Origin of the sequence: Cupriavidus sp. 2TAF22 (assembly GCF_052115045.1) — a bacterium.
In the GTDB taxonomy this organism is placed as follows: domain Bacteria; phylum Pseudomonadota; class Gammaproteobacteria; order Burkholderiales; family Burkholderiaceae; genus Cupriavidus.
Genome location: NZ_JBFRFX010000026.1, coordinates 26,625 through 50,604, shown reverse-complemented (window position 1 = coordinate 50,604; position 23,980 = coordinate 26,625). Strand labels below are relative to the sequence as shown.

The following is a 23,980-nucleotide window of genomic DNA, read 5'->3' as shown; positions in this document are numbered from 1 at the left end:
GCGGATGCGCCATCCCTGGCGTCCCGGGCTGCGCACATGCCCTGGCCCGCACGACTATGCCTCGTCGATCTCGCCGAAGCGGGCGGCGAGGAAGTCGATCAGTGCTCGTACTGACGGCAGGAGGCCGCGGCGCGACGGATACACGGCATGAATGACACCGCCCCGCGGCTGCCAGGCGGGTACGAGGTGGACCAGGTGTCCTTGTCTGAGCTGATCCGTGATCAACATGGACGGCAAGCACACAACCCCGATCCCCGCCGTTGCCGCGCGAAGAAGCGTGAGCATGTCGTCTGTCACGAGCCTGGGTACATGCCGCACTTCGGCGAAGGCGCCTTCCGGGCCTTCCAGGCGCCATACGTGGCTGGACTGGGCCGGGCCCAGGTCAAGCGTGGGAAGGTGCGCCAGATCCGCGGGAGACCGCGGCTCGGCCTGGCCCGCCAGGAGCCGGGGACCCGCCACCACGCACCATGCACGCCCGGCCAGCACCTTCATCACGAGATCGCTGTCGTCTAGCGGCGGTACCCGTACCCGGATGGCAACATCAACGCGCTCTGCAATCACGTCCACGCGCCGGTTGGTGGCCTCGAGATGCACGGTTACCTTGGGGCACGCAGCCATGAACTCTGCCACCATCTCGCCAACTCTGGCGTGAAGCAGGGCCACCGGGCAGGTGACGCGGACAATGCCCTGGGGCTCCGAGCGGGTCAGGTCGATCGCCTGCTGTGCCGCTTCAGCCTCCACCAGCACCGCCTTGCAATGCCCGTAGTAACTGTGTCCGATCTCGGTCACCGAAAAGCGCCGCGTGGAGCGCTGGATCAGGCGCACGGCGAGTCGCTCCTCCAGCAAGGCAATGCGACGGCTGAGCTTGGACTTCGGGATCCCGAGTGCGCGACTGGCGGGCGCGAAACCTTGATGGTCCACCACCTGGGCAAAGTAGAAGAGATCGTTCAGGTCCTGTTGCATCGCGGCATCATCATCGTCCTATGGATAGAACACAGAGGATAAACGACGCTGCCTACCGGTATGCGAGCGGCATGCCTATGCTTCCTATCACCGCAGCCGGACAACCGGCCGACGAATCAGGAGCATCGGATGAAGAAGGTTCTGGGTATATATGGCAGTCCACAAGGCCACTGGGTCGGCGATGGCTTCCCCGTGCGCACGCTCTTTTCGCAGGCGAACCTTGGCAATCGCGCGAGCCCTTTCCTCATGCTCGACTACGCGGGCCCGGCTCACTTTGCGCCGACCTTCGGGCGCCGCGGTGTGGGCGAGCATCCGCATCGCGGGTTCGAAACGGTCACCATTGTCTATCAAGGTGAACTGGAGCACCGCGATTCAACTGGGCAGGGCGGAAAGATCGGCCCGGGCGATGTGCAATGGATGACTGCCGCAGCGGGGATCCTCCACGAGGAGTACCACTCGGAGGCGTTCGCCAGGCAGGGTGGCACGCTTGAGATGGTGCAACTCTGGGTCAACCTGCCAGCGCGCGAAAAAATGAGCGAGCCGGGCTACCAGACGCTGCTTGACGCAAATATCCCGCAAGTTGCGCTACCTCGAGGCGCTGGATCGGTGCGCGTGATTGCAGGGGAATTTGGTGGCGCCCTCGGGCCGGCGCGTACGTTCACGCCGATCGACGTCTGGGATGTACGCCTGCTGCAAGGGCATGGTGCCGAGTTCACGGTCCCCTCAGGGCGGAACGTGCTGATGATCGCGCTGCATGGCAACGTAACGGTCAACGGAACGCAGTCGGCGCACGAAGCCCAGCTGGTCGTCCTCGAACAGGCGGGCACCGGCTTCACGCTCGAAGCCGACAGCGACGCCACGATCCTGCTGCTCTCCGGCGAGCCGCTGGACGAACCGGTGGTGAGCTACGGGCCGTTTGTCATGAACACGCAGCGGGAGATCGAACAGGCTCTGTCGGACTATCGCAGCGGTCAGTTCGGGCGGATTCCCGCCAGCGTCGACTGATACCGCCGCCGATGTAACCCCGTTCCTGGCGTGTGGCAGGTCGTCACGCGCCATCGCCCGGCAGCCGGGCCGTTTCCGGCATGCCCAAACAACACTGTTCCAGGAGATTTACCATGAGCGCTCCCGTCAACTTCAACGGCAGGGCTCCGAAGATCGACCCTTCGGATACCGCCATGCTGTTGATCGACCACCAGAGTGGTTTGTTCCAGACCGTGGGCGATATGCCCATGCCCGAGTTGCGCGCACGCGCCGCGGCACTGGCCAAGATGGCCACCCTGGCCAAACTGCCGGTCATCACCACGGCGTCGGTGCCGCAAGGGCCCAATGGTCCGCTGATTCCGGAGATCCACGAAAACGCACCCCACGCGCGCTACGTCGCGCGCAAGGGCGAGATCAATGCCTGGGATAACCCGGAGTTCGTCGCGGCGGTGCGAGAGACCGGTCGCAAGTCGCTGATCATCGCCGGCACGATCACCAGTGTCTGCATGGCGTTCCCCTCCATCAGCGCGGTCGCGGATGGCTACAGGGTCTTCGCCGTGGTGGATGCCTCCGGCACTTACTCGAAGATGGCGCAGGAAATCACGCTGGCCCGCGTGGTACAGGCGGGGGTAGTACCGATGGATACCGCCGCGGTCGCCTCCGAACTGCAGCAGACCTGGAACCGGCCGGACGCGCAGGAATGGGCGGATGTCTATACCCGGATCTTCCCCGCCTATCAGTTGCTGATCGAAAGTTACACGAAGGCGCAGGACGTCCTGGCGCACCACGAAACTCTCGATTCTCAACGTTGATCCGAACACTTTCCTCCAGGAGTTGAAGATGACCAAGACCTACAAGCGGCTGGACAAGAACGACGTCGCCGTTCTGATGGTGGATCACCAGGCTGGGCTGCTCTCACTGGTGCGTGATATCGAGCCGGACAAGTTCAAGAACAACGTGCTGGCACTGGCCGACCTGGCCAAGTACTTCAAGCTTCCCACTGTGCTGACCACCAGTTTCGAGGACGGTCCGAACGGTCCCCTGGTGCCGGAGCTGAAGGCGATGTTTCCGGATGCGCCGTTTATTCCCCGGCCTGGCCAGATCAATGCGTGGGACAACGAGGATTTCGTCAAGGCGGTCAAGGCCACGGGCAAGAAGCAGTTGCTGATCGCTGGCGTGGTGACCGAGGTATGCGTTGCGTTTCCTGCGCTGTCAGCCATCGCGGAAGGCTACGACGTGTTCGTGGTCACCGACGCATCCGGTACGTTCAATGAAGTGACGCGACATTCCGCATGGAACCGCATGGCCGAAGCCGGTGCGCAACTGATGACCTGGTTCGGCGTCGCGTGCGAACTGCATCGCGATTGGCGTAACGATATCGAAGGGCTGGGCACGCTGTTCTCGAACCATATCCCGGACTACCGGAACCTGATAACGGCCTACACCACGGCGAAGGCATCCAGATAGACTCCGCCGATCGCTCAGAAACTGGCGATCTGCGGCGGGAATGGGGCCGCGCCCCGATCGGCCGACCGGGGCAGCAAGTTGCCCCGGGGCCGCGACTGCAAAGGAGGAAATCAAAGGAGGAAGTACTTCCAGGGTGCGCTACTTGCCTGCCGGTACGGCCGGCGCCTCCTCCGTGCGCGGTTGGTCAGCTACGATTCTGGCGCCGACATCGTTCAGCAGTCGCTGGAAATCGGGCGACGTCATGATGATCTTCCCGGCGGCGGCACGCAGGCGGTCGACGGCCTCGGCCGGCAGCGAGAACGACGTCGGGAGTTCATTCAGGTAGGCCAGTTCCTCCTTGTCGGCCAGCTGCGCGAACGATACGTCGATTGCATAGATTGTCGCGTCTGGCGTGCGTAAGGCGGTGGTTACCGCGGCGTCCTTGTTGGCGGCAAAGGCACGGGACTCGCGCACCCGGCGCATGGATTGCCACCGCGCCTGGTTGTCCTTCAACAACTCGGTCGCCTCGTAGGAATAATGGTCAATCGGAACGCCGGTGGCTTTCACCAGGATCTCCAGCGTGCCCGGCGGGGATTCCGATTTGTCCCATGCTGTTTTGGGCGTGGACAGGGAGTTGACGACAAAGACGACGATTCTTCGCGTATGGTCGAGCGGCGAAGGCTGGCGGATCAGATGCAGCGCCTCCATAATCTCCAGCGAATCCAGCACGCTACGCATGCCGAGGTTGTCTGAAACGCCGCCATCCACGATATGGATGTAGGGCCGGTCGGCGCTGTCTCCGAATTCCGCCTCCTCCCTCAGATGGCGGGTCGCGCGCGCAGCCGGCCTGGGCGGGTCGCTGGCGTCGAGAAACGGCTTGATCCAGCCGGGAGGGGCGTAGCCGCAATGGCCGCCATAGTTGTTGAGCGTGATCGGCGTGAGCACCACCGGCACTGCCGACGACGCCGCTGCGGCGCGGGAAAGCCGGATCGCACTCAGATCGGAACAGAGCACGTCGAATGTGGTCTGTGTAAAGGGCAGGCGGGCTCCTGTGGAAATGTCCGTGGCCGAGGCGATGATGAACGGACCGTTTCCGCGATTGAGGTCGCCGAACGTCGCGCCATGGAACAGGATCTCGTCATACAGGTCTGCCGCCAGTTCCGAGCGGCCCCAGCCGCTCGACCACAGGGACGGCCAGTAGGCAGGATTGAACGTGCGCAACGTAATCGTGCCTTGCACATCGCGCTTGAGGAAACGTTGTTCGTAGTCATCAAAGAGTTTGTCACCGTAGAGCCCATAGGCGAGCGCCGTGAAGCTTCCGCCCGACACACCGGTGATGACGGCGACATGGTCAAGCAGGCGAGACTTGTTCCCCTTCGGGCCGACAACTTCCGTATTGCGCAGGAACTCGAGGACGCCGTACGAAAAGGCGGCCGCACGTGTTCCCCCGCCAGAGAAGGCCAGGATTACCAGGTTTTCGTTGTCCGTTGAGTGTTGCGGGCGGGTAAGGAAGCGATAGCCGGTGTTTGGGTCGGCGTTGGCGATCGGCGGGTTGACCGGCCGGCTGGCGCAGCCGCCAAGCAGGAGCAACAACGCAAGCATCAGCACTGCAGGCGTCGGCAATCGTGTCATGGATCCTCCGAATCAGACGATGCAAGCCTCGCTATCTCGAGGGAGTGTGCAAACCGGGCTTTCTGGAAATCGGTTGATACCAGCAATTAGCATAGTCGGAAAAAACCGTGCGACCGCCACAGCGGGCGAAGAATGGTGGCGCAACCGCATGGAGAATCCGACGCTAACCTGGTTGGCGTCCCTCGGTTATCGGAACAATATGTCGTTATCCGCACTCCTTCGGCTTGTTCCGGGCTACCCTGCGGCAATGCCGGGCCGTCATCTTGCCTGTTACCGGCTTCCCGATGCGGACAGCGAATCGTAGTCCGGTGAGCGCATCAAGTCGTGCAACTGGCGGCGCCGCACGCCCATATTGCCGCCATCGAACAACGGGAAGGCCAGCGCATCCTGCAACATGCCAGCCAGGGGAAGGGCATGGTCATAGCTGTCGATGCCCACGACCCGCATCAGGTCGGTGATCACGCGGACTGCCATTTCCGAGCAGAAGACCTTGGCGTGCAACGCGAGTTCAAGCGCGCCGGGAGCGCCTGCGTCTATCGCGCTGCAGGCGCGCAAGCTCAGCGCACGGCACGCCTCGATGGCCATCTTTGCATCTGCCAGCGCATAGCCGACCGCCTGGTGCTCGATGATGTTGGCAACTCCCGCTCGCTTCTCTGTCCTCGCAAAGTGCAAGGCAAAGTCAAACGCTCCCCGCATTACCCCGACTGACATGATCCCGACCAACGCTGCCGTGCCGGAGAAGCTTGCCTCGACCAGGTCCTTGCCACCACCGACGGTGCCGATCACGCTGTCCTTCGGCACGCGGACATTGTCCAGGCGGAACTGCGGCGTATAGTGCGCCCGGTGTCCCATGGACTCGGTGCAGCCGTCGGGCACGATGCCCTCTCCCGGTTTCGCCACCGCCAGGATGCTGATTGCATGGTCAGGATCGGCTTGTGGATCCGTCCGGCATACCACGCACAGCAGGTCCGCGCCCTTGTTATCCCAGCCCGTCGCCGACGATACCCACTTCTTGGTGCCGTTGATGACCCACTCGTCGCCTTCCATGCGCGCCGTCGTGCGCACGCCCGCGCCGGGGGCGGGAGAGGAGAAATTGGCGCTGCCGCCGGGTTCGGAGTTCGCAAGTGCGGCCAGCGGGGCGCCTTTCCGTGCGAGGAATGGCGCGAAATAGCGCTCGTGTTGTTCAGGCGTGCCGGCTAGCACCAGCGGGAACAGGCCGAGCAGTGTGGCAAACATGGTGAGCGGCACGTTGACATCCACCGCGTAGAACTCCTCGGCAACGATTGCCATGTCCAGCATGCCGGCCCCTTCGCCACCGAATGGCTTGGGAATGATGCGCCGCAGGAAGCCCGCCTCGATCAACTGCGCATACATAGGCCTGGTTGCGGAGAATCGCGCCTCGGGTGTGTGCAGGTGGTGCGTGGCCGGCGCCACCTCGGACAGGACCTGCTGCGCAAAGCGCCTGGCGGATCGCCTGAGGTCGCATTGCTCGGCGGTGGGCGTGAAATCAATCGGCATGGCGGCTCCTTGTGACGGCAGGACGTGGCAGGACGTGGCAGGACGTCTATCGATTCGTAGTATCAGGCCGCCACGAAGGCAACGCTGGCGCCCGCGCATGCGTCTGACAGAAGTTGTCAGGGGCCCTCGCGTCGAGATCCTCCGCGGGACTGGCCGCGCGGCAGGTCAACGGTCTGCCTTGGTCCTGACAGAATCATTCTGCGGCGAAATCGGAGCGAACCATACTGCGCGGTTTCGCAGCCGGGTCTTCCCCGATCGCCAAAGTGTTGTCGGCGAGTTATTGCGCTGGTGTTGGCCAGCATGGAACCGCGGTACAGCGCTATCCGGCCCGTCCTTTGTGCTGGCCACGCGAGAGGATGGCGAGCGCGGTCGTGTCAAAAAAATCCCCGGTCGATGCCGGGGCGCAATGCACTGTCGCGAGTGGGCGGCGACAGGGCTGGAGATACCGATGATTCAGGTCAGAAGACGTGGCGGACGCCGACGGCGACGCCGAACATGCCTTTCTGCCCGGGCGTCTGGAAGTAGCCAGTGGCGAAGCTATCCTGGGTGCCGTCGAAGTTCAGGCCGGCATTGTGCGAGTAGGCCGTAGTCAGGTAGACGTCGGTACGCTTTGACAGGGCGTAGTCGGCGATGAAGTTGACCTGCCATGGATTGGCCGGATTCGTGGGGAGTGCCGTCGCCGTCGGCGTCACCGTCTTGACGTCGGCGTAAGCGTAGCCAAGCGTGAAGCCGAGGGCTGTCGTAGCCTGGTAGTTCGCGCCGATCCAGTAGTAGTCGTCACGCAGGAAGGTGGCGCCATTGCCGAAGTCCATCTTCGCCCATCGGTATCCGGCCATCACCTTCAGCGCGCCGGTAGCGTAGCTGGCGGCCGCGCCCGCCTTGCGGCTGCGTCCCGCTTGCCCGGACACGAGCGCAGGGTTCCACTGGTCATAGAAGGCCGTGAGGCCCAGCGTGCCGTCGAGATACGTCACCGACGCGCCGTAGCCGGCGTTGTCGCTGGCGTGGCCCGGCGTTTCGGTGGGCAGCGCGATGGGCGTGAGGCCGATCGCCGGTGCGCCGACGCCGAACGAATAGTGTGCCGCCATGCTGACCGGGCCCCACGCGTTGGTGTACTTCACCACATTGTCTTCGCGGTAGTTCAGGCCGGCCATGAAGACGTCGGGTTCGTAGAGGGTCGCGAAGCGGGTCGGGCTGAAGTTGACTGCGCCCTCGAACATGCTCGTGTACTGGCGGCCGAAGGTTACCTTGCCATACTGGCTGCCGATGCCCACATAGGCCTGGCGGTTGAACGCGCGGCTCTGTGCGGCAATGCCGGTGTCGATGCCGAAGCCGCTTTCCAGCACGAACAGCGCCTGCATGCCGCCGCCAAGATCCTCGGTGCCGCGCATGCCCCAGCGAGAGCCCGAGAGGCCGCCGTTGGTTGGCATCGAAAGGCGGCTGCCGCCCTGTTGCTGCGGCCCGGCAGCCACCCGGTTGACATATTCGATCGGGGCGTCAATGACGCCGTACAGCGTGACACTCGTTTGCGCTGCAGCGTGGCCGCTAAGCAGCGCCGCGGCAGCCGCCAGGGAAATGGCCGTTCTTTTCATTGCAGATGGTCTCCGTCCAATTTGTTTATTGCGCTTCCGGCTCTCCTCCGACCCGCCGGAAGTCATGTGACCGCACTCTTCATCGCTGGCACGGCGCCGGCGCTAAATCAGGCGGCTCTTCGCATTGGAGCGCGACAGCGGGGGGGCGCATGCCACCGAAATCGGGGGGGAGGGTTTTTACGGCCGCTGGCGATCCGGTTTCATGCGCAACAAGACGTTCGAGCTGACGCAGGGTCAGGCCGAACTGTTCGAAGACCGCGTCCTCGAGTTGGCAGCGATCGGAGAAGCCATAGCGGGTGACCATGGCATGGGAGGGCCGCCCCAGGCCAGGGAGGTCGAGCAGCAGGCGGAGGAGGCGGTGCGCGCGGACGGCTTCGCGGAAGCTGGAGCCTTCGGCGAACAGACGTCGTGACAGGGATGCCTTTGAAATGCCGGCAATGCCGGCAAACCAGTCCAGGTTCCAGTCTTCGAGTGGTTCGGTGAGGACCAGGCTGGCTAGCCAGCGCGTCAGCGGTCGGGATGCGGACGACCCTGGCCCGGGGTGGGCAAGAGCGTCCATCGCGACATCGATGCAGGCGGCGCCCTCATGGCCCAGTTCGATCGCGATCGGCGTGAAGGGCCGCAGCGTCAGGCGCTGGGTCGGCCGCAGCAGCCGGCTCCGGGCGCCGTGGCTGCAGCGGATCGTGCCCGCATCGGCGGAGATGATCGCCGTGGATGGGAACGCGAGGTTACGGATGGTGGTGCGCACGGACGTGTGCGCGCGGAGGAGCAACTGCATTGGAATCTGCTGGCATGTGCGCCGCACGGCGCGTGTCGGGGCAGCGCCTCGCGAAGCCGGGCGCCGTCGTCATCGGTCCATGACCTTGCCGGTGACCTTACCGGCTGCGTGGGCCTGCGTTCCAACCGCCTTCGGGGGGGCGCGCGACGGGCAGTGCCGCCCGTGTTGGATGAACCCGATCCACGCTGTAGAATCCAGCGTACACAAGCATCCTTCCCCGACCTCCCATCCGGGGCATCAATCGAGCATGCCAGAGACTCCCGCGAAGCCCGGGCCGCCATCGCCAAGGGCGACGCTCAGGCCAGTTATCGCCAGCAAGCTGGTGCCTCCGCACATTGGCCGCAAGACCGTGCCGCACGAGCCCTTGCTGGCGCGCCTGATGGCGGAGCGCCGCCGTCGCTGCTTCCTGCTGCAGAGCCCGGCCGGCTACGGCAAGACGACGACGCTGGTGGCATGGGGGCAGGCCTTGACTCCGCTGGGCTATCACGTCACGTGGCTGTCGCTGGATGCCGACGACAATGAGCCGTCCACGTGGGTGGACTACCTGCTGTCCAGTGTTGCGATTGTCGACCCGGCGATCACGCGCGACGCCATGCTGCTCGAAGGCGTCGGTACGGACCAGGAAGCCATCGAGCGCACGGTGATCGCACTGGTGCGAGGCATCGCCCGCTACCGCCGCGAACTGGTGATCGTGCTTGACGACCTGCACCACATCACCGACAGCCGGATCTGGGAAGCCCTGCAATGGTTGCTGGACTATGCGCCTTCGAACCTGCACCTCGCTTTTGCATCGCGCTCGGCGCTGCCCGTGTCGCTCGAACGTTTGCGCGCGGCCGGCCAGACGCTGGAGTTCGGCCTTGCGGACCTGCGTTTCTCGCCGGAGGAAGCCGAGCGCTTCCTCCGGGTGCAACTCGGCGATATTGAGCCGGCCGCCGCCCGGCGGTTGCACGCGCAGACCGATGGCTGGGTCGCCGGCCTGCAGCTATTGAGTGTCGCGCTGAAGAAGAAGCGCTCCGCCTTGTCCGCCGATGATCTTGATGTGACGATCCGGGAGTACGTGCGCGACTCGCAGACGTTCGCCGCCTACTTCGAGCGCGAGGTGTTGTCGCGGATGACGCCGGGCGAACTGGAACTGCTGACGCCAGCCGCCGCCTGCGACCGCTTCTGCGCCTCGCTATGCGCAACGCTGACCGGACGTGATGCCGAAGGGAAGGGCGGGGAAGAAGGGGCCCTGCTGGAGCGGCTGGAGAACGACAACCTGTTCATCGTCTCGACCGAGCAGGACGGTGCCGAGACCTGGTACCGGCTCCATCCCTTGCTGCGCGAGACGCTGCTGGTCCGCTTCCAGAGCTGGAGCACGGGGACGCGCCACGCCATCCATGCGCGGGCGTGGCAATGGTTCCTGGGCCGCGGACACCTCGACGAGGCCGTGCAGCATGCGCTCAAGGCTGGCGAGCCCGCGCGCGCGGCCGAACTGGCCGAGCGCTGTGCGCATTCGCTGTTTGCGCGCGGGGAACTGGCAAAGCTTGTCGCCCTGGTGCGGCTCCTTCCGCCCGAGCAGGTGCAGGCAAGCGTGCCACTGCGCATGTGGATGGCGCGCCAGCACCTTTACCACCGCGATTTCGCGGCCTGCGCGGCTGGCATCGAGGCGCTCCAGCGCGATCTTCCCGCCCAGGCCATGGCGGATCGCTTCACGCTCGTGGCCCTGCGGGCCGTGCTCGCCGTCCAGCGCGACGATGTGGAAGGCGCGATGGCGCTGCTTCCGCAATTGCTGGCGCCGCCGCCCGCGACCGACGGCATCACCCTCGCGGCCTGCAATAACCTGCTGTCGTGGATCTACATGCAGCGTGGGGAGTATGAGCGCGCGCGCGCCATCCAGCTCGACGCGAAGCGCCCCACCATCGACGGCGCAGCGCTGATGGGAACCTCGGCGGGTACCCTGCAAGGCCAGTGCATGGTCGGCCTGAGCCATGCGCTCGAGGGTCAACTGCTGCAGGCCGAGCGCATCTACCGTTCTGTACTGCGTGAAGCCGAGGCGCGCGGGCGGTCCTGCAACGACCCGGCGTGCATGGCGGCGTCGCTGCTGGGCGAGGTGCTGTACGAACAGAACCAGAACGAAGCGGCGCGGGAACTGCTGGAGAGTCGCGTCGACCTGCTGGAGCGTGTATCAATTCCGGATTCGGTGCTGCGGGTGATGATCGTCCTCTCGGGCGCCCACTGGCATGCCGGCAACCGGCTGGAAGCCTTCGCCTACCTGGATCGCCTGGAGGAATACGCGAGCGGCCTCGGACTGGACCGCTTGCTGGCCTACGCCCTCGGGGTGCAGGTCCAGCGGCGCCTGCTGCTGGGAGAGCTTGACGCGGCGAAGGCCTGCCTGGCGCGCCTGCAGGAAGTCGAGGCACGCCGCCCCCGAAGCGGGGCCGAGCGCTTCAGTGGCCCCGACTTCGCGCTGCGCGGGGCCACGGTCCGCTGGCTGCTGGCGACCGGAGACATGGAGCAGGCGGCGCTGATACTCAATCCGCTGATCGCACACTGCGAGGCCCACGGCCGCATGCACAACGTCGCCGCCCTGCAGCTGCAGCGTGCCGTCGTCGATGCGAAGCTGGGGCGTTCCGCCGCTGCCCGCGCCAACGTCGTATCGGCCCTGCATCTCGGTCATCGCCTCGGGCTGCTGCGCAGGCTGCTGGATGCCGAGCCATCGGCGATGGATCTGGTTGGCGAAATCGCGCGGCAGGAAACGCTCGACCCGGTGCTGACCTTCTACGTCGAGCGGCTACAGGCGGCGTTGCCGCCAAAGCCCGCCACGGACAACGCAAGAGCCCGCAAGCGAGCGGCATCCGTCGGCGTTGCCGCGCTCAGCGAGCGCGAGACCGATGTGGTGCGCATGCTGCCGGAGTTGATCACGACCAAGAAGATCGCGCGGGCGCTCGGCCTTTCGCCGGAGACGGTCAAGTGGCACCTGACCAATATCTACGCCAAGCTCGGCGTGAGCGGTCGCGACGAAGCGCTGGAGCGCCTGCGCGACGTGGACTGGGGAACGGACGACGACACCGGCGGCTGACAGGCAAGGGGCCCGCCGCCGGTGCATGGGCGGCGCTCCCTTACTGCGGACCGCCTGCCACGGCCACCACCTGGCCCGTGATGTAGTTCGACTCAGGCAGGCAGAACAGGTACACCGAGCCCGCCGCTTCCTCCGGCGTGCCGCCCCGGCCCAGCGGACAGCGCTGCGCATGGGACTTGATCAGTTCCGGATTGATGCCCACGCGGATGTCGCGGCCTTCGATCTTGACGGTGGCGCCGGCCTTCGCGTCGGCTTCGGTCATCCGGGTGTGGATCAGGCCGAAGGCGACGGCATTGACGTTCACCTTCAGCCGGCCCCATTCGCGGCTCAGCGCACGCGTCATGCCGATCACGCCGGCCTTGGCCGACGAATAGTTGAGCTGGCCGGCGTTGCCGTTGAGCGCAGACGTCGACGACACATTCACCACCTTGCGGAACACCTCGCGCCCGGCGGCGACATCGGCCTGGTGCTGCGCCTTCAGGTGCGGATAGGCGGCCCGCAGGATGCGGAAGGGCGCCGTCATGTGGCAGTCGAGGATGGCGTACCACTGCTCGTCCGTCATGCGCTGGACCACGTCATCCCAGGTGTAGCCGGCGTTGTTGACGATAATGTCGATGCCGCCGAACGTCCTGATCGCGGTGCCGATATAGCGCTCGGCGAAATCCGGCGCCGCCACGCTGCCTACGCAGGCCACGGCTTCGGCGCCGTTCTTGCGCAGCATCTCGACCGTCTCGTGCGCCGGATCGGCATCGAGGTCGTTGACGACGAGGCGTGCGCCTTCGCTCGCCAGTTTCAGTGCGATGGCCTGTCCGATGCCACGGCCGGAGCCGGTGACGAGGGCGACCTTTCCATCAAGCTTTCCCACGATATTTCCTTGTTCAGTATTTGGGTTTCACAGCGCGACGACCGCATCGCCGAGGACCTTCGCCTCGCCATACTGGTTCGTGGTCTGGATCTCGAGGCGCGCGCGGCGCTCGCCTTCGGCTTCGAAGGTCTCCACCACGCGGCCGGTGCAGGTGATCTGGTGGCCGAGGTGCGTGATACCGGTGAAGCGCACGCTGAAGTCGCGGATCTGGCGCTGGTCGACCCACTGCGTCAGCAGCCGGCCGAGCCAGGCCATCGACAGCATGCCGTGCGCGAACACATCGGTCATGCCGGCCTTGCGGGCGTAATCGAGGTCGATGTGGATGGCGTTGTGATCGCCCGATGCGCCGGCGAACAACGCCAGCATGGTGCGGTTGACCGGGGCCAGCGCCAGCGGGGGGAGGGTGTCGCCGGCCTTGACGGCGGCGAGGTCGGTCTTGCTCATGAGCTGGTCTCCTTGTCAGCCGTTGCGGTGCACTAGTACGCTGCGGAGGTCGGCGATGTGGTCGCCGTTCTGGTTGGTGACGCGCGTCTCGCGCACGAGGAAGGACAGCGCGCCGCCTTTCTTGTCATAGATGTCGCCGATGCGGCTCTCGAAGCGCAGCGTGTCGCCCGCATAGGCCGTGCGGTGGTAGTGGAACGATTGCTCGCCGTGCAGGACGCGCGACGGCTCGATGCCCACTTCCTGGCGCCAGGCGGTGGTCGGCTGGGTGAATTCCAGCGAGAACAGAAAGGTCGGCGGCAGCGGCAGGGTCGGGTGCCCGGCGTCGCGTGCGGCGGATTCGTCCGTGTAGATCGGGTTCGTCTCGCCGATGGCCTTGGCGAAGAAGCGCAGTTGCCCCGCCTCGGCGGTGGCGTGGAAGCTCGGCAAGACCTTGCCGATATGCGATTTGTCCAGCATCTCGATGTCTCCTTGATGTCCGTGAGCGCAGGGGTCAGGCCACCTTCTTGAACGCGGTGACCACGCAGGCGCCGCCCAGGCCGAGGTTGTGCTGCAGCGCGACCTTGGCGTCTGGCACCTGGCGGTCGCCGGCCGTGCCGCGCAGCTGGTGGACCAGCTCGTAGCACTGCGCCAGCCCGGTCGCGCCGAGTGGGTGCCCCTTCGACAGCAGGCCGCCCGACGGATTGACCACCCAGCGACCGCCATAGGTGTTGTCGCCGTCCTCGACCAGCTTCTCGCCTTCGCCGTCCTTGCACAGGCCAAGCCCTTCGTAGGTGATCAGTTCGTTCTGTGCGAAGCAGTCATGCAGCTCGATCACGTCGATGTCTTCCGGGCCGATGCCGGCCTGCTCGTACACCGATTGCGAGGCGGACTTCGTCATGCCAACGCCGACCAGGTCGATCATGGTGGGCGATTCGAACGCATCCGGCCGGTCGGTGGTCAGGGCCTGGCCGGCGATGACCACATCCGTGCGCAGGCCGCGCTTGCGGGCAAATTCCTGCGACACCACGATGGCGGCCGCCGCGCCACAGGTGGGCGGGCAGGCCATCAGGCGCGTCAGCACGCCTTCCCACACGGCCGGTGCGGCCAGCACTTCCTCGGGCGAGACCACCTTGCGGAAGATCGCCAGGGGATTGTTGGCGGCGTGACGGCTGGCCTTGGCGCGGATTTTGGCGAAGGTTTCGAGCTTGGTGCCGTACTTCTCCATATGGGCGAGACCAGCCCCCGCGAACATGCGGATGGCGCCTGGCAGATCGCAGTCCGGCTGGATCCGCTCGACGATTTCCAGGGTGCGGCTCATGGCGCGCGGACGGTCACCCCAGTGGCTGGCCAGCGCGCCCGGCTGCATTTCCTCGAAGCCGACCGCGATGGCGCAGTCCACGGTGCCGCTCTGCACGGCCTGGCGGGCGAGGAACAGCGCCGACGAGCCGGTGGCACAGTTGTTGTTGACGTTGACCACCGGCACGCCGCTCAGGCCCACGCGATACAGCGCGGCCTGGCCGCAGGTCGAATCGCCGTACACATAGCCGGCGTAGGCCTGCTGCACGTCGGCGTAGGACAGGCCGGCGTCTTCCAGCGCCTGGACGATGGCCTGCGCACCCATCTCGTCATAGTGGGCGCTCATGCCGGGCTTGGCGAACGGGATCATGCCGACGCCGGCGACAAACACATTGCGTGTCATGGGACTTCTCCTTGCTTCTGGAATGCGGGATTGTTGGAATCAGAGCTTGCGCGAGATCAGCTCGCGCATGACTTCGCTGGTGCCGCCGTAGATGCGGTTCACGCGCGAGTCGACGAAGGCGCGGCCGACCGGGTACTCCATCATGTAGCCGTAGCCGCCATGCAGTTGCAGCATCTCGTCCAGGCACTTGCCGAGCGTCTCGGTGGCATACAGCTTGGCCACGGCGGACTCTTCCAGCGTCAGGCTGCGGCGCATGTGCTCGCCGAGGTAGTGGTCCACCATCAGGCGTACGGCGATGGCCTGCGCCTGGATGTCAGCGAGCTTGAAGCGCGTGTTCTGGAAGTCCCACACGGTCTGGCCGAAGGCGCGGCGGTCCTTCACGTAGGCAAGCGTGTGCTCCAGCACGGCTTCGAGCCGCGCCGCTGCGCCGACGGCGATGGAGAAGCGCTCCTGAGGCAGCTCTCTCATCAGATACGCGAAGCCCTTGCCTTCCTCGCCGAGCCGGTTGGAGACCGGGACGCGGACGTTGTCGAAGAAGAGTTCGGCGGTATCCTGCGCATGCTGGCCCACCTTCTCCAGCTTGCGGCCACGGCGAAAGCCGGCACGGTTGGTCTCGACCACGATCAGGCTGATGCCCTTGGCCCCGGCGGTGGGGTCGGTCTTGCAGACCACGACGACGAGGTTGGCGGTCAGGCCGTTGCTGATGAAGGTCTTGCTGCCGTTGATCACGTACTCGTCGCCGTCACGCACGGCGGTGGTGCGCACGGCCTTGAGGTCGCTGCCGGTGCCCGGTTCGGTCATGGCGATGGCCAGGATGGTCTCGCCGGAGCAGGCGCCCGGGAGCCACTTCTGCTTCTGTTCTTCGTTGCCGATGCGGGCGATGTACGGGGCGATGATGTCCGAGTGCATGCCGATGCTGAGGCCGGAGAGGCCGCAGCGTTGATATTCCTCGACCATCACGGCCGAGTGACCGTAATCGCCGCCACCGCCGCCATACTCGGTAGGCAGGGTCACGCAGAGCAGGCCCTCGCGGCCGGCCTTCAGCCAGGTCTCGCGGTCGACCTTGCCGGCCTTGTCCCACTCGGCCTGCTTCGGCGCGCACTCGCGCTCAAAGAAGCGGCGGGCCGTGGTGCGGAACATCTCATGGTCTTCGCGATAGATGGTACGGATCGGTTGCAAAGCAGTCTCCTTACTTGGGTTCGGTATGGATGGGGGCCGGCTGGCGGTCCCAGTCAAAGCGGGGTGGCTCGCCGGCCAGGAAGGCGTCGACGGCGGCGGCGTGATAGGGGGCGGCGGCGGCGATCGCCTGTGCGCTGCACTCCAGGTCCGCCAGCGGGGCGTATTGCGACTCGAAGCTCTGGTTAAGCAGCCGCTTGCTCAGGCCCATGGCCTCGCGCGGGCCGGCGAGGAAACGGCGGGCGAACTCCCACGCCTGCTGCGAGAGGTCATCCGGCGAATGGATGGCATGCACGATGCCAAGCTGCTTCGCCTCCATGGCATTCACGCGGCGCGCGGTCAGCACAGTTCCTTCGCCACCGACATGCCGACCGCGCGCGGCAGCAGGTAGAACGCGCCGAGGTCCGGCACCAGTCCCACCTTGGCGAACGACATGCAGAAGAACGCGCGCGACGACGCCAGCATGAAGTCCGCCGCGAGCGCCAGCGAGAAGCCGGCACCGGCAGCAGCGCCGTCCACGGCCGCGATGACGGGAATCTCCAGGTTGCGCAGGCGCTGCATCCACTGGTGGGCGGACTGCACGCGGCGGCGCATCGCGTCGGGTGAGCGAGCCTCCGCGTCGGTGCTGGCGCGGACTTCCTGAAGCGACTTGAGGTCGCCGCCGGCGCAGAAGCTGCCGCCGGAGCCGGTCAGGATCAGGGCACGCACGCTGCGGTCGCCCTCGATGCGCGCAATCATGTCGGCGTAGTCCGCGCGCAGGTCGAGGGACAGCGCGTTACGGGCGGCGGGGCGCTGGTGCGAGAACTCGGCAACGCCGTCCTCGATGAGGAGCTGCGCGTCGCGCAGGCGGATCAAATCTGCAGCCATGGTGTCTTGTCCTGGTTTGGCGAGTCGTCGGGAGTCGCGCTGCGCGGGCTCCCGGGATGCATTCGATATTGGGGAATGGCAAGGGGTGCCAGCCCACCGGCGTTGGGGGGGGGCAGGCCGGATCAGTCGACGCCCGCACCCACCGTCTTCACCACGGTTTCCCAGCGGGCAAGATCGGCGCCGATGCGTTCACCCAGCCGGTCGGGCGGCAGGTATGCCGGCATGAACCCTTGCGTGCGGAAGTGCTCGCGGCTGTCCGGGGCGGTGACGATGGCCTTCAGCGAGCCGGTCAGGCGTGCGGCCACGTCGGCGCGGAGTGCGGCGGGCGCGCGGCCCAGCCCATCACCACGTAGCCGGGGACGCTTTCCGCCACGGTCGGCACGCCGGGGAAGTCGGGCGAACGCTGCGCGCCGGTGGTCGCCAGGGCGCGCACCTTGCCGGAACGGAGCTGCGGCAGCGACGTGACGGGCACGTCGAACATGAAATCCACGTTGCCCGCCATCACGTCGGTCAGGGCCGCGGCGCTGCCCTTGTATGGGATGTGGTTGAGCTTCACGCCCGACTGGCTGGCGAGCAGCGCGCCCGACAAATGGTTCGACGAGCCATTGCCGGCCGACCCGTAGGTCACCTGGCCGGGCCGCGTGCGCGCCGCCGCGAGCAGGTCCTTCAGGCTCCGGTAAGGCTGGTTTGCCCCGGTAACGAGCACGTTCTCGTACTCGCCGACCTGCGCTACCGGCGTGAAGTCGCGGCGTGCGTTGTAGCCCACATTCGGATAGATGGCCGGATTCACGGTCAGCGCGCCAACCGTGGCGAAGCCCAGTGTGTAGCCGTCGGCGCTGGCGTGCGCCACCTTCTGCATGCCGATCGAGCCACCCATGCCCGGCACGTTTTCCACCACCAACGGCTGGTGCAGGTCCTGGCTCAGCTTCTGGCCGACATAGCGCGCCAGCACGTCCGCCGGGCCGCCGGCGGGAAAGGGCACCACGAGGCGCAGCGGCCTGGACGGCCAGGTTTGCGCCTGCGCGGCCACGGGCGGCGCGCCGAGCGCAAGCGCCGCCGCAATCAGCGTGACTGCCCTGGAAAAGTCGGTCCCTCTCATGTGATGTCTCCTGTCTGTCGCCCTGGCGGAGCCGGCTGGCGCGCCTGATTCGCGGCGTATGCGGTGAAGCGGGATGGTCGGGCGCGGCGGGGCCGTGCAGCCCACCGGCGATGGGGGGTGTGCCCGGCACCGGCGCGGCGCGCGGGCGGAAATCCCCCCCCAACGTCGGTGGGCGGAGCCCCCACGCCGGCTGGTCTACTTGCCTCCAAGGCTGCAGTCCGCTGCGGCATTCGCTGAGTGATCCAAGAGAAGGAAGAGGGGGGAAGTGATGGGCGTTCTTTCAGGTATTCGCGTACTGGAATTCGAGGGCATCGGCCCCGGGCCGTTCGCGGCGATGCTGCTGGCGGACATGGGCGCGGACGTGATCCGCGTGGACCGGCCGGTGGCTGCGGCGGACCTGGGTCCGAAGATCGAGGGCCAGCGCATCAACGTGGTGGCGCGCGGCCGCAGCTCGGTGACGCTCGACCTGAAGCGCCCGGAGGCGGTGGAGGCTGCGCTCGCCCTGATGGAGAAGGCCGACGTGGTGATCGAGGGTTTTCGCCCCGGCACGATGGAGCGGCTTGGCCTCGGCCCGGCGCAGGCGCTGTCGCGCAATCCGCGGCTGGTGTACGGCCGCATCACCGGCTGGGGCCAGACCGGCCCGCTCGCCGCCAGCGCCGGCCACGATCTCAACTACATCGCGCTGTCGGGCGTGCTGTCGGGCATCGGTCGCGGCGACGATGCGCCGGTGCCCCCGCTCAATCTGGTGGGTGACTACGGCGGTGGCGGCATGCTGCTGGCCATGGGCGTGCTGGGCGCGCTGATTCATGCGCAACGCACCGGCACGGGCCAGGTGGTGGACGCCGCCATGACGGAAGGCGCCGCGCAGCTTGGCGCCGTGGTGTGGGGCCTGCTCGCCTCGGGCCACTGGCGCGAGCAGCGCGGCAGCAACCTGCTCGACGGCGGCACCCCCTGGTACGACAGCTACGCCACGCGCGATGGCCACTACATGGCCGTGGGCGCGGTGGAGGAACGCTTCTACCAGGAACTGGTGGAAAAGCTCGGCCTTGCCGGCGCGAACCTGCCCGACCGGAACAACCGTGGCAACTGGCCGGTGCTGCGCCAGCACTTCAGGATGGCATTCCTGTCCCGCACACGCGACGAATGGTGCGCCGTGTTCGACGGCAGCGACGCCTGCGTGGCCCCGGTGCTGAAGTTCTCCGAGGCGCCGCGGCACCCGCAGAACGTCGCCCGCGGCAGCTTCGTCGAGGTCGACGGCGTCACGCAGCCCGCCCCCGCGCCGCGCTTCTCGCACACGCCGTCGGCAATCCGCCGCAGCGCCCCGGCCCGTGGCGAGCACGGCCTGCAGGCGCTGCAGGCATGGGGCTTCGCCACTGACGCCATCGATCGCATGTCCGGCCTTGGGCTGGGCTTCGCCCCGGCCGACGCCGAACGACAGGCGGCCTGAGCGCATTCCTTCCAACGCAATCTGAATTTCCTGCCATGAGCCACGCTTACATCGTCTCTCCCTTGCGCACGCCGGTCGGCAAGTTCGGCGGCGCGCTCGCGCCGCTCTCCGCGGCGGATCTCGCGGCCCACGTGCTGCGTGCCGTCCTGCAACGCTCCGGCGCGCCGGAGGATTCCATCGACGAAGTCATCGTCGCGCAGTCGTACCAGTCCAGCGAGGCGCCGTGCATCGGCCGCTACGCTGCCTCGCTCGCCGGGCTGCCGGAAAGCGTCTCGGGCTACGCGGTGGACCGCCGCTGCGGCTCGGGGCTGCAGGCCGTGATCAACGCGGCGATGCAGGTGCAGAGCGGCGTGTCCGGTGCGGTGCTCGTCGCTGGCGTCGAGAGCATGAGCAATATCGAGTACTACAGCACCAGCATGCGCTGGGGCGCGCGAATGGGCGACGCGGCCATCCACGACCGCCTTGACCGTGGCCGCGTCAACTCGCAGCCGGTAAGCCGCTATGGCGTGATGGCCGGCGGCGCCGCCGAGACGGCCGAGAACCTGGCCCGCGACTACGGCATCGCCCGCGCGGAGAGCGATCGCTATGCCGCGCGCAGCCACCAGCTTGCCACCGAGGCGTGGAACGCTGGCCGCTTCGAGGAGGAGGTGGTGCCCGTGCCGGTGCCGCAGCGCAAGGGCGCCCCGATCCTGTTCCGCCGCGACGAAGGCATTCGCGAGGATGCCAGCCTGGAATTGATGGCCAAGCTGCCCGCGCTGCTGCGCGACGGCACGGTGACGGCCGGCAACGCCTGCCAGCAGAGCGACGCCGCGTCCGCCTGCCTGGTGGTGTCCGAGGACTACCTGAAGGCCCACCGGCTCGAGCCGATGGGGCGGCTGGTCGGCTGGGCCGGGGCGGGCTGCGACCCGCTGCGCATGGGCATCGGACCCGTGCCGGCCGTGGCGCGCCTGCTGCCGCGCATCGGCATGACGCTGTCGGACCTCGATCTGATCGAGGTCAACGAAGCCTTCGCGGTGCAGGTCCTCAGCGTGCTGCGCGCCTGGGGCATCAAGGACGTTGAGGCGGATGGGCGCATCAACGTCAACGGCTCCGGCATCTCGCTGGGCCATCCCATTGGCGCCACCGGCGTGCGCATCCTCGCCACGATGCTGCACGAGATGCGCCGGCGCGGCGCGCGCTACGGCCTGGAAACCATGTGCATCGGCGGCGGGCAGGGCCTGGCGGCGGTGTTCGAGCGCGTCTGAGCGGCGCGCTGCAAGTGATTCACGCATTCAAGGAGGAAAACATGACCCACGCTGAAGGCAACGCGCCGCGCGGCGCGTCCGAGCAGCCCTGGCAGGAGCAGGACGGGCGGCTGGTGCTGCTGGCCTATCGTCGCAATGGCGGCGACACGCTGCACTTCCCACCGCTGCCGTTGACGTCGCCGCAGGCCAGTGACACCGAGCTGGTCGCGCTGCACGGCACGCCGACGCTGTACAGCTACACCGTGATGCACCCGTCGCCCAAGACCGGCCTGCCGCCGATGCCACTGGGCCTGGCCGACTATCCGGAAGGTGTGCGCATCTTCGGTCGGCTGGTGTACCCGAACGGCCGCCGGCCTGCGATCGGGGACACCTTGCGGACATGCCTGGTGCATACCGCCGAGGGTCCCGTCTATGCATTCGAACCGGTGAGCACGGAGGGGAGCCGATGAACAAACCGATCTACGTTGCGGGCGTCGCCATGACCCCGTTCGGCCGTCACGACGGCTCGATGCAAGACCTGGCGCAAAGCGCCGTGCTCGGMGCCGTGGCCGACGCCGACGTCGACATGGCGGAAGTGCAGGCCTTCTACGCCGCCAACGTCTTCGGCGGCATGGTGCTGGGGCAGGTGCTGCTGCGCGACCTCGGCGTGACCGGGCCGGCCATCTACAACGTCGAGAACGCCTGTGCCAGCGGCGCCACCGGCGTCCACCTGGCCTGCCACGCGCTGGAAGCCGGCCGCTATGACACCGTGGTGGTGTTCGGCGTGGAGCAACTGACCGCGCTCGGCGGCGGCGCGCTGCCGCTGCAACGCAACGACTACATGACGTCGCTGTACGCCCGTGCCGGCATGACGCTGCCGTCGGTCTACGCCATGCGTGCGGCGCGCTACCTGCACGAGTTCGGCGTGAAGCCGGACGTGCTGGCCGAGGTCGCGGTGAAGAACCGCCGCCACGGCGGCCTCAATCCGTATGCGCAGACCCGCACCGGTGTCAGCGTGGACGAGGTGATGGATTCGCGCATGGTCTTCGATCCGCTCACGCTGCTGCAATGCTGCCCGTCGGCGGTGGATGGTGCGGCGGCGCTGGTGCTGACCACCCGCAAGCCGGCCACGCGCAGCAAGCCGGTGCGCGTGCTCGCCTCGGCGGTGCAGTCCGGCCGGCAGGAAATCGGCACCGAGGACATCCTCGCCGCCGAAATCACCGCGCGCACGGCGCGGCTGGCGTACCAGGAGGCCGGCGTCAAGCCTGCCGACATCGACATGGTGGAGCTGCACGACGCCTTCACCATTGCCGAACTCATCTACTACAGCGCGCTTGGCCTGTGCGAGCGCGGCGAGGCGCACGAACTGCTGAAGTCGGGCGCCACCACGCTCGGCGGCCGGGTACCGGTCAACCCGAGCGGCGGCCTGCTCGCCAAGGGGCACCCGCTGGGCGCCACGGGCGTGGCGCAGATGGTCGAGGCCGTCTGGCAACTGGAAGGGCGTGCCGGGGAAAGGCAGATACCGGGCGCGTCGCTGGCGCTGACGCAGTGCACGGGCGGCGGCATCGCCGGCGTGGACCACGCCGCGTCGGCGGTGCACATCCTCGGCCACTGATTGAAGGAGATTTCATGGACAAGCAGATTGCCGTCGTTACCGGCGGCGCACAGGGCATCGGCCTCGGCATCACGCGGGCCCTGCTCGAAGCGGGCCACGCCGTCGCCGTGTTCGACCTGAACGGCAAAGCCCTCGAAGGCCTGGGGGCCGAGCTCGGCCACCATGCCGAGCGCCTGATGGTGCTGCGCGTGGATGTGACCTCGGACGCCGAGGTGCAGGCGGCCGTCGCCCAGATCAAGGCGCGCTGGAAGACGCCCGACATCCTCGTGAACAACGCCGGCATCACGCGCGACAAGCGTTTTGTCAAGATGACGGAGGAGGACTGGGACTTCGTCATCGACGTTAACCTGAAGTCGCAGTTCCTGTGCGCGCGCGCCGTGGTGCCCGGCATGATCGAGCAGGGCTATGGCCGCATCGTCAATATCTCGTCGCGGGCATGGCTGGGCGGCTTCGGCCAGGCCAACTATTCGGCCGCCAAGGGCGGCGTGGTGAGCCTGACCCGCTCGCTCGCCATTGAGCTGGCGCGCCACGGCATCACCGCCAACGCCGTTGCGCCGGGCATCATCGAGACGCCGCTGTTCGYCACGCTGACCGACGAGCAGGCCGAGCGCCTGAAGTCGAGCGTACCGGTGGGCCGCATTGGCAAGCCGGAGGACATCGCCCAGGCGGTGCTGATGTTCGCCGGCCGCGCGGCGTCATACATCACCGGGCAGACGCTGTACGTCTGCGGCGGCCGCTCGCTGTCGAGCCCGAGCGTCTGAGGGAGAGGCAGATGACTATTCACTACCAGCAGACGGGTCACGTGGCGGTGCTGACACTGGACGCGCCCGAGTCGCTCAACGCCCTGACCGTCGAAGAACTAGTAGCGCTGCGCGAGCGGCTGGCGCAATGCCAGGACGACGACAACGTGCGCGCCATCGTCATCACCGGCGCGGGGGACCGGGCCTTCTGCACAGGGGCCAACCTGAAGGCGACGCTGCCGCCGTCCACCGGATTTGCCGCCGGCGCCTTCAAGAGCCGCGCCGGCGAGGCGCAGCAGGGCGGCTACACCCGCCTGCTCGATCTCACCGACCTGCAGATCTGGAAGCCGATGATTGCCGCCATCAACGGCTACTGCCTCGGCGGCGGGCTGGAACTGGCGCTGCAGTGCGACCTGCGCATCGCCGCCGCGTCGGCCAGCTTCGGCCTGCCCGAAGTCAAGGTGGCCAGCGTGCCCGCGGTGGGTGGCATGCAGTACCTGTTGCGCGCGGTGCCCGCCGCCCATGCGATGAAGATGGCGATGACCGGCGAGCGCATCGGCGCCGACGAGGCGCTGCGCATCGGCCTGGTCAGCGACGTGGTGGCGGCCTCCGGCCTGATGGAACTTGCGATGGCGCTGGCCACGCGCATTGCGGCCAACGGTCCGCTCGCCGTCCAGGCCGTCAAGCAGCTCGCGGTGCAGACCTCGCACCTGGCGCCGCGCGAGTTCGTCGCGCAGGCCAACCTGCAATGGGGGCTGCTGCGCGACAGCGCCGACCGCATCGAGGGCCGCACGGCCTTTGCCGAGAAGCGGCCGCCGGCATACCGCGGCGCCTGAGCAATACGGAGACAGCATT

The 23,980-nt window shown here is 67.0% G+C and carries 24 protein-coding genes; 10 read left to right on the top strand and 14 right to left on the bottom strand.

The features are described 5' to 3' along the window. Positions 1-54: 54 nt before the first annotated feature. Positions 55-963, bottom strand: coding sequence for a LysR family transcriptional regulator (locus AB4Z48_RS27270; RefSeq protein WP_441619746.1), 909 nt, complete (start codon positions 961-963; stop codon positions 55-57). A gap of 129 nt (positions 964-1,092) precedes the next feature. On the opposite strand from AB4Z48_RS27270, the gene AB4Z48_RS27265 reads away from it, so the two are divergent. From AB4Z48_RS27265 to ycaC, 3 genes are all read left to right on the top strand, one after another. Further along, positions 1,093-1,968 carry a pirin family protein gene (locus AB4Z48_RS27265; protein WP_441619744.1) on the top strand — a complete coding sequence of 292 codons (876 nt, stop codon included), beginning with the start codon at positions 1,093-1,095 and terminating at the stop codon, positions 1,966-1,968. A 113-nt stretch (positions 1,969-2,081) separates the two neighbouring features. Continuing rightward, positions 2,082-2,759, top strand: coding sequence for an isochorismatase family protein (locus AB4Z48_RS27260; protein WP_441619742.1), 678 nt, complete (start codon positions 2,082-2,084; stop codon positions 2,757-2,759). A 28-nt stretch (positions 2,760-2,787) separates the two neighbouring features. Next, positions 2,788-3,414, top strand: coding sequence for an isochorismate family cysteine hydrolase YcaC (gene ycaC, locus AB4Z48_RS27255; protein ID WP_441619740.1), 627 nt, complete (start codon positions 2,788-2,790; stop codon positions 3,412-3,414). Between the two features lie 138 nt (positions 3,415-3,552). Here the strand turns inward: ycaC and AB4Z48_RS27250 are convergent, their stop codons facing one another. From AB4Z48_RS27250 to AB4Z48_RS27235, 4 genes are all read right to left on the bottom strand, one after another. After that, positions 3,553-5,025: a patatin-like phospholipase family protein gene (locus tag AB4Z48_RS27250; RefSeq protein WP_441619738.1), complete on the bottom strand. Its 1,473-nt coding sequence runs from the start codon at positions 5,023-5,025 to the stop codon at positions 3,553-3,555. A 270-nt stretch (positions 5,026-5,295) separates the two neighbouring features. Next, a complete protein-coding gene (locus AB4Z48_RS27245) occupies positions 5,296-6,543 on the bottom strand; it encodes an acyl-CoA dehydrogenase family protein (protein WP_441619842.1) in 1,248 nt (415 codons plus the stop codon). Positions 6,544-7,001: 458 nt separating this feature from the next. Then, positions 7,002-8,132 (bottom strand): porin, encoded by a 1,131-nt coding sequence (locus AB4Z48_RS27240; RefSeq protein ID WP_441619736.1) that lies wholly within the window; start codon positions 8,130-8,132, stop codon positions 7,002-7,004. 79 nt (positions 8,133-8,211) lie between these two features. Next, positions 8,212-8,910 carry a hypothetical protein gene (locus AB4Z48_RS27235; RefSeq protein WP_441619734.1) on the bottom strand — a complete coding sequence of 233 codons (699 nt, stop codon included), beginning with the start codon at positions 8,908-8,910 and terminating at the stop codon, positions 8,212-8,214. A 247-nt stretch (positions 8,911-9,157) separates the two neighbouring features. Here AB4Z48_RS27235 and AB4Z48_RS27230 point away from each other — a divergent pair, with 247 nt between their 5' ends. Next, positions 9,158-11,971 carry a LuxR C-terminal-related transcriptional regulator gene (locus AB4Z48_RS27230; protein ID WP_441619732.1) on the top strand — a complete coding sequence of 938 codons (2,814 nt, stop codon included), beginning with the start codon at positions 9,158-9,160 and terminating at the stop codon, positions 11,969-11,971. A 40-nt stretch (positions 11,972-12,011) separates the two neighbouring features. On the opposite strand, the gene AB4Z48_RS27225 is transcribed toward AB4Z48_RS27230, so the two are convergent. From AB4Z48_RS27225 to AB4Z48_RS27185, 9 genes are all read right to left on the bottom strand, one after another. After that, a complete protein-coding gene (locus AB4Z48_RS27225; protein WP_441619730.1) occupies positions 12,012-12,836 on the bottom strand; it encodes an SDR family NAD(P)-dependent oxidoreductase in 825 nt (274 codons plus the stop codon). 27 nt (positions 12,837-12,863) lie between these two features. Further along, complete coding sequence (locus AB4Z48_RS27220; RefSeq protein WP_441619729.1) at positions 12,864-13,280, bottom strand: MaoC family dehydratase; 417 nt, start codon at positions 13,278-13,280, stop codon at positions 12,864-12,866. A 15-nt stretch (positions 13,281-13,295) separates the two neighbouring features. Next, positions 13,296-13,736, bottom strand: coding sequence for a MaoC family dehydratase N-terminal domain-containing protein (locus AB4Z48_RS27215; protein ID WP_441619727.1), 441 nt, complete (start codon positions 13,734-13,736; stop codon positions 13,296-13,298). A 34-nt stretch (positions 13,737-13,770) separates the two neighbouring features. Continuing rightward, positions 13,771-14,958: a lipid-transfer protein gene (locus AB4Z48_RS27210; RefSeq protein ID WP_441619725.1), complete on the bottom strand. Its 1,188-nt coding sequence runs from the start codon at positions 14,956-14,958 to the stop codon at positions 13,771-13,773. A gap of 39 nt (positions 14,959-14,997) precedes the next feature. Beyond that, complete coding sequence (locus tag AB4Z48_RS27205) at positions 14,998-16,137, bottom strand: acyl-CoA dehydrogenase family protein (protein ID WP_441619723.1); 1,140 nt, start codon at positions 16,135-16,137, stop codon at positions 14,998-15,000. 10 nt (positions 16,138-16,147) lie between these two features. Then, on the bottom strand, positions 16,148-16,480 hold the full coding sequence (locus tag AB4Z48_RS27200; protein ID WP_441619721.1) for an enoyl-CoA hydratase/isomerase family protein: 333 nt from the start codon (positions 16,478-16,480) through the stop codon (positions 16,148-16,150). Further along, positions 16,474-17,001: an enoyl-CoA hydratase/isomerase family protein gene (locus AB4Z48_RS27195; protein WP_441619719.1), complete on the bottom strand. Its 528-nt coding sequence runs from the start codon at positions 16,999-17,001 to the stop codon at positions 16,474-16,476. The genes AB4Z48_RS27200 and AB4Z48_RS27195 overlap by 7 nt, the downstream gene beginning before the upstream one ends. 122 nt (positions 17,002-17,123) lie before the next feature. Continuing rightward, positions 17,124-17,306 carry a hypothetical protein gene (locus tag AB4Z48_RS27190; RefSeq protein WP_441619717.1) on the bottom strand — a complete coding sequence of 61 codons (183 nt, stop codon included), beginning with the start codon at positions 17,304-17,306 and terminating at the stop codon, positions 17,124-17,126. Then, entirely contained in the window at positions 17,291-18,100 is an 810-nt protein-coding gene (locus AB4Z48_RS27185; protein ID WP_441619715.1) for a Bug family tripartite tricarboxylate transporter substrate binding protein, read from the bottom strand. Before AB4Z48_RS27185 ends, AB4Z48_RS27190 begins: the two co-directional genes overlap by 16 nt. 268 nt (positions 18,101-18,368) lie before the next feature. Between AB4Z48_RS27185 and AB4Z48_RS27180 the strand changes: the two genes are divergently transcribed. From AB4Z48_RS27180 to AB4Z48_RS27155, 6 genes are read left to right on the top strand one after another with little or no spacing between them, the layout of a single operon-like run. After that, on the top strand, positions 18,369-19,547 hold the full coding sequence (locus AB4Z48_RS27180) for a CaiB/BaiF CoA transferase family protein (protein ID WP_441619713.1): 1,179 nt from the start codon (positions 18,369-18,371) through the stop codon (positions 19,545-19,547). Positions 19,548-19,582: 35 nt separating this feature from the next. Continuing rightward, positions 19,583-20,791: an acetyl-CoA C-acetyltransferase gene (locus AB4Z48_RS27175; protein ID WP_441619711.1), complete on the top strand. Its 1,209-nt coding sequence runs from the start codon at positions 19,583-19,585 to the stop codon at positions 20,789-20,791. Between the two features lie 41 nt (positions 20,792-20,832). Beyond that, positions 20,833-21,240, top strand: coding sequence for a Zn-ribbon domain-containing OB-fold protein (locus AB4Z48_RS27170; RefSeq protein ID WP_441619709.1), 408 nt, complete (start codon positions 20,833-20,835; stop codon positions 21,238-21,240). Then, the gene (locus AB4Z48_RS27165) at positions 21,237-22,385 is read left to right on the top strand and encodes a thiolase family protein (protein WP_441619707.1); all 1,149 of its coding nucleotides are present in this window, start codon (positions 21,237-21,239) and stop codon (positions 22,383-22,385) included. Before AB4Z48_RS27170 ends, AB4Z48_RS27165 begins: the two co-directional genes overlap by 4 nt. A gap of 14 nt (positions 22,386-22,399) precedes the next feature. Continuing rightward, on the top strand, positions 22,400-23,146 hold the full coding sequence (locus tag AB4Z48_RS27160; protein ID WP_441619705.1) for an SDR family oxidoreductase: 747 nt from the start codon (positions 22,400-22,402) through the stop codon (positions 23,144-23,146). A gap of 11 nt (positions 23,147-23,157) precedes the next feature. Beyond that, positions 23,158-23,961 carry an enoyl-CoA hydratase/isomerase family protein gene (locus AB4Z48_RS27155; RefSeq protein ID WP_441619703.1) on the top strand — a complete coding sequence of 268 codons (804 nt, stop codon included), beginning with the start codon at positions 23,158-23,160 and terminating at the stop codon, positions 23,959-23,961. The last annotated feature ends 19 nt before the right edge of the window (positions 23,962-23,980 follow it).